Origin of the sequence: Rhodanobacter sp. MP1X3, from assembly GCF_014207165.1 — a bacterium.
Lineage (GTDB): Bacteria > Pseudomonadota > Gammaproteobacteria > Xanthomonadales > Rhodanobacteraceae > Rhodanobacter.
In genome coordinates this window covers 1-5,596 of sequence record NZ_JACHCO010000017.1, presented here as the reverse complement: position 1 = coordinate 5,596, position 5,596 = coordinate 1, and the positions used below count along the sequence as shown (strand labels likewise).

The following is a 5,596-nucleotide window of genomic DNA, read 5'->3' as shown; positions in this document are numbered from 1 at the left end:
AGCGAAGCGCCGCCGGAATGTGATACGCCGCACTGGCCTCGCCCAGTTGTGATAAAAACCACAGGCGCTTCTGCGCGAACGATAGCGGAAGTTCCTCATCGTCATCGCGCTTTTCGATCGACGGCAAGGGTGACTGCGCCTCGCCAACCAGTTGCTGGGCCAAGGAAGCCACCGTCGGGCTCTCGAAAAGCGCACTCAACGACAGCTCCACGCCGAATTCGTTGCGAATACGACTTAGCAAGCGCAAGGCCAGCAATGAGTGTCCACCCAGATCGAAAAAGTGGTCGTAGGTGCCCACACGCTCGACTCGCAACAGCGATTCCCAGATCGCGCACAGGCGCGCTTCAGTGGTGTTGACCGGCGCGACATAGCTATCCAGAGAGGTGAAATCGGCCGAAAGCGCCGGCAATGCCTTGCGATCCAGCTTGCCATTGGGCGTTAGCGGCATCGCATCAAGAACCACGAACGCCGACGGCACCATGTAGTCGGGTAGCATCTCCGACAAACGCGCACGGCAGCGCGCACCAAACTCGGCCCGCTCTTGCATCGACATCGACGCCTCTACACCTTCGGCCACGATATACGCCATCAGTCGGGCGTCCTCGTTCAACCCTGCACCGGTGCTCATCAGCACCGCCGCTTCGGTCACCCCAGGCACCTGGCGCAGTTGCCCTTCGATCTCACCCAGCTCTATGCGATAACCACGGATTTTCACCTGGTCGTCCGTGCGCCCCAGGAATTCCAGATTCCCGTCGGCTAGCCAGCGCACCAGATCTCCCGTCCGGTACAGCCGCTGCGAGCCATCCTGCCCATACGGGTCGGCAAGGAATTTCGCCTGTGTCTCCTGCGCCAGATTCACGTAGCCTGCCGCCACACCGGCACCGCCGATGTACAGCTCGCCCGCGCAGTTCACCGGCTGCGGCTGCATCGCCGCATTCAGCACCCGTAGCTGCGTATTGCGGATCGCCTGACCGATTGGTACCGCCGTGCGGCCTGTCAGACAGGTGCGCGCCGTACCCGGCGCCACCGTGTACGTGCTGCAACCCACCACGGTTTCGGTCGGACCGTATTCGTTCACGAACGTCGCCTGCGGCAACAACTCCTGCCAGTCCAGCAGCGTCGCCGCGCTCAACTGCTCGCCGCCTATGACGATCACATGCGCCCTTTCCGAGCGACGTCCCACCACCTGCTTCTGTTGCAATGCATCCAGATGGGCCGGCGTGATCTTGAACAGCCAGCTTTCCGCACCGAACAGATACTCACCCAGCGCATCCAACGTCGTTGCATCATCCGTGAGGATCACCATCGGACGAGCAACGAACAGTGGTGCCAGGAATGTCGTCAGCGTCGCATCGAAGCACAGCGGTGAACTCACCACCGCCCCTGACAAACCATCGGGCAGATACGACTGCGCCGCATGCTCCAGATAGTTCCACGCCGAACGGTGCGGAACCTCTACGCCCTTGGGCCGCCCCGTCGAACCGGACGTGTACAAGATATAGGCCGCATCGCTGTCCTGCACCTCACTCGCTACCGGCGCCGTCGATGGGTATTCGCCTAGCCACTGGGCTGAGTTCGATGCCCCATCCATCGTCAGGATGTCGAACCCACCCAGCGGTATCTTCGATACCAGCGACTGCTCCACCAGAACCAACTCGATTCCCGCATCCTTGATGATGTAGCTCGTGCGCTCCTGCGGATGCGACGGCTCCAGCGGCACATACATACCACCGGCCTTCAGCACGCCCAGCACACCAATCAGCTGTTCGATTGAACGATGCAGGTAAATACCTACTCGTGTGCCACGGCCCAGCCCGATGCTGCCCAGGTAATGGGCCAACTGGTTGGCCTTTGCATCCAACTCGGCATAGGTCAGGCTGACCTTGTCCATGCGTGCAGCCACTGCTGTCGGTGACTGGCGCACGCTGCGCTCGAAGGCTTCATGCACCAGGCATACCTCGGGCAACGCCCCCACCGGGCCCTCGCCCATCACCAGCACGCGCTCGCGCTGCTCCGCATCGACCAGCGGCAGGTCAAGGATGCGCTGGCCCGGATCCGACACCACCGCCCGCAGCAGTGTCTCGAACGATCCCGCCAGACTTTCAATGGTACCGGCATCGAACAGGTCGACGTTGTAGATCCAGACGAGTTGGATAACGCCGTTATGTTCTGTCGCGTTTAATTCCAGATCGAACTTGCTCACCTCCTCTGAACGCCAGATCGGCTCCATGGTCAGATCAGGCAGCGCGACGCTCCCAACAGTACGCCCATTCATGTTGAACAGGACCTGGAACAGCGGAGTATGAGCGAGGCTACGCTTTGGCTTGATCGCTTCAACGATGGCCTCGAAAGGCACGTGTTGGTTGTTGAGCGCGTCCAGGATGGATGCTCGATTGGCCGACAATAGCGTTTCAAAATCGGCCTCGAGATCGACCTCTGTGCGAATCACCAACGTGTTGACAAAAAGACCAATGAGCGATTCAACCTCCTCGTTCAGGCGACCAGCGATCGGCATGCCTACAACAATGTCTTTTTCTCGCGCATACCATCCGAGGGCAATTGCAAACGCGGTCTCTAGCAGCATGAAGGGAGTAGCGCCATAACGCTGGCATAGAACGTGGATACCACCGACCAGTTTGGCATCGAGGGCACCCAAGTTGCGCCGGCCACGGTAGGTCTGGCGCGGCTGTCGCTGCCTGTCCAAGGGCAGCCGATGTGCTTGCGGAAGGCCATCAAGGTAGCCGTTCCAGAATGCAAGCTGCTTGGCGACCAGGTCTTTGGTTAGCCAGTTACGCTGCCAGACTGCGTAGTCACCGTACTGCACGGGCAGGGCCGCCAGCGGACTAGTCGCACCATGGCAGAACGCAGCATAAAGCTGACAAAACTCCGACGCGAGGACCGCCAGCGACCAGCCATCGGAGACGATGTGATGCATGTCGAACGACATAACGTGGTCGTCGATGCCAAGAACGCAGACGCGAACTCGCAGCAAGGTGTCTCTGGCCAGGTCAAAAGTATGCTCGGCGTCTTCACGTAGCAGCACTTCGATACGGCTCATCTGTGTGGCCGGATTCAGAGCCGTCAGGTTGGTATAGTTCACCGGTACGCCGCAGCCACCCTCGATCACCTGGCTTATCGAACCGCCCTCTTCCTGCAGCCGAGAGCGTAAGACTTCGTGACGGTCGACGATCGCGTTGAGCGCACGCTCCAGCGCCTGATTGTCCAATACACCCTTCAACCGGTAGGCCGACTGGATGATGTACTGCGTGCTTCCGCCTTCAAGCTGGTCGACAAACCAAAGTCGCTCCTGAGCATAAGAAGCTGGCACGCGTCCGAGGTCGCTCGGCCTTCGGCCCAAGGGCGGAATGTCATCGTCTCCCTGAAACGAATGACCCAATCCTGAAAGCTTTTCAAGATGTACAACGAGCTCGTCACGATGAAAGCGCAACTGCTCTCTCATCGTAGAAGACAGCGGCGCCTGAGTCGCCTCGAACTTCAGCTTTCCATCTTCGACCCTAAGCAAGACGCCCGCATCTAGCGCCCGCTGGATCAATTCCTGAATCGTCATCATATCTCCCCAACTTCCATAATTAAGGTTGTCTCGCGCATCTTTTTCACCTCGCCTGCGTAGTGCAGTGCTTCGTAACGTTCCGCCAGCACGGCACCGATGCCGGCCACGGTCGGATGTTCGAAGAGCAGCTTTAGAGGCACCTCTCGCATGAGCTCGGGAAGTTGGTTGCGCATCATCGTGTGCAGGCGAATGATGAGGATCGAATCGCCGCCCAATTCAAAGAAGTTGTCTGCCACACCGACACGGTCGATCGACAGCAGCTCTTGCCAAACCCCGACGAGTACTTCCTCGATCTGATTATCAGGTTCGATATAAGTTGTCGTGAGCTCTTGTCTCGGCTGTACGTTGGTCGGCGTAAGTGGGCGCGATACGGCACCAGTCAGTCCCGAGTTCGGTCGAGCAGCCTCCAGCGTGCCAGCAAGGTCGCGAGGCGAGACGATCCAATGGGGTAGTGGATCAGCAAGTATTGCCATCAGAGCGCGGACACCTTCATCCGTGCCGATCGCCGATTTCAGCTGCTGCTCCTTCTCGGCCAGCAGATACGCTGGCAACCGCATGTTTGCGGCCATGCCCACTTCTTTCCACGCTGCCCAGCCGATCGACACGTAATGGGTGCGTCCCACCCCATCCATGCGGACAGCGAACGCATCCTGGAATGCGTTGGCCGCAGCGTAGTCGTACTGACCGACACCACCATTGACGGCGCTCATCGACGAGCAAAGGACAAAGAACTCCGGCTCGAATACCTGCATGGCGCGCGCGAGTTCAACCGTACCATCTACCTTTGGCCGAAGCACGGCGGCAACACTGGATCGAGTCTTGGTGGTGATCATGCTGTCGCCAGCGACGCCAGCTGCATGGATAACACCATGTATCGCGCCGAAGCGGCCCACCGCCGCCAAGGTCGCCTCACGGACCTGGTCTTGGTCCGCAATGTCAGCACACGCCAACAGTACTTCCGCACCCAGGGTCTCCATTCGCTCAATGCGGCGGATCAGCGTGCAGAGCTCATTATCGGTTGCCGCGTCGATGATCGATGCCCAGTTCGCGCGCGGAGGCATAACCCTACGGCTCACCAGGACCAAGCGGGCTTGAACGGCCTGGGCAAGGTGTTCGGCTATAGCCATGCCGATACCGCCTAGGCCGCCGGTGACAAAGTAGACTCCGCGCTCCCGCAGCACCGACGGTGCGGTGCCGTTACCGGGAGTCACCTGCTCGAATATACGTATCCAGCGTTGCGATCCTCGCCAAGCGACCTGAGCATCCATTGACTCGCTGACCACGTCCCGGGCGATGTCCTCTTCCCAGCTTCCCACACGGCCTGGTCGTGTCGCTTGATCACCCACATCCAGCACCCGACACGTAACGTTCGCGAATTCGTGAGGGATGACCCTACTGATACCGGTTAAGACGGCACGCTCGGGGCACACTTTGTCGCCGTCGAGTACTAGGGCGACATGGCGGGCAAGCAGGTTCAAAGTGATCGGGTGGCCGGGCATGCGATCGCCGAGCGCCTGTACTAGGTAAAGCACGCTGTAAAGCGACTTATCCATGGCCGCCGGATCGTACGACCACGACTCTTCGCTGCTGCCATCAAGATTGAAAGCGTGCACGATGCAATCGATCGCACAGCCATCACGTTTGAGATCGTTCAGCAGGCGCTGATAGTGGTCTGACTTGGTGACGTCGATCACGGCGCCATGGACGTCATATGAGTAGGTATCTCCAAGGCCGACGCGAAAGACGGCTGGCGTGCAATCCCTCAACGCATTGACGATACGATCAGCTGTAGCATCGATGCCGGCAAAAACGAGGCAGCAGCCAGCGGTTGCCGGTACGGACGAGCAATCTGTGGACAGATGCGAAAGGCGCCATGACGGCACGTTGAACCAATCCCTCCACTCGAGGCGCTGCGTGGCGGGACGCTGTGGGCTTTTGCCGCGGGGCGCATCGATCCAGTACCGCTGCCGCTCGAACGGATACGTCGGCAACGGTACTCGCCGGCGTTGCAGGCCACCGTGATAG

The 5,596-nt window shown here is 59.7% G+C and carries 2 protein-coding genes; both read right to left on the bottom strand.

From position 1 onward, the window contains the following. On the bottom strand, window positions 1-3,328 hold a 3,328-nt coding region (locus tag HDE79_RS21690; RefSeq protein WP_343206019.1), incomplete at its 3' end, for an amino acid adenylation domain-containing protein. Window positions 3,329-3,567: 239 nt separating this feature from the next. Next, on the bottom strand, window positions 3,568-5,454 hold the full coding sequence (locus HDE79_RS21685) for an SDR family oxidoreductase (protein WP_343206020.1): 1,887 nt from the start codon (window positions 5,452-5,454) through the stop codon (window positions 3,568-3,570). Between the last annotated feature and the right edge of the window lie 142 nt (window positions 5,455-5,596).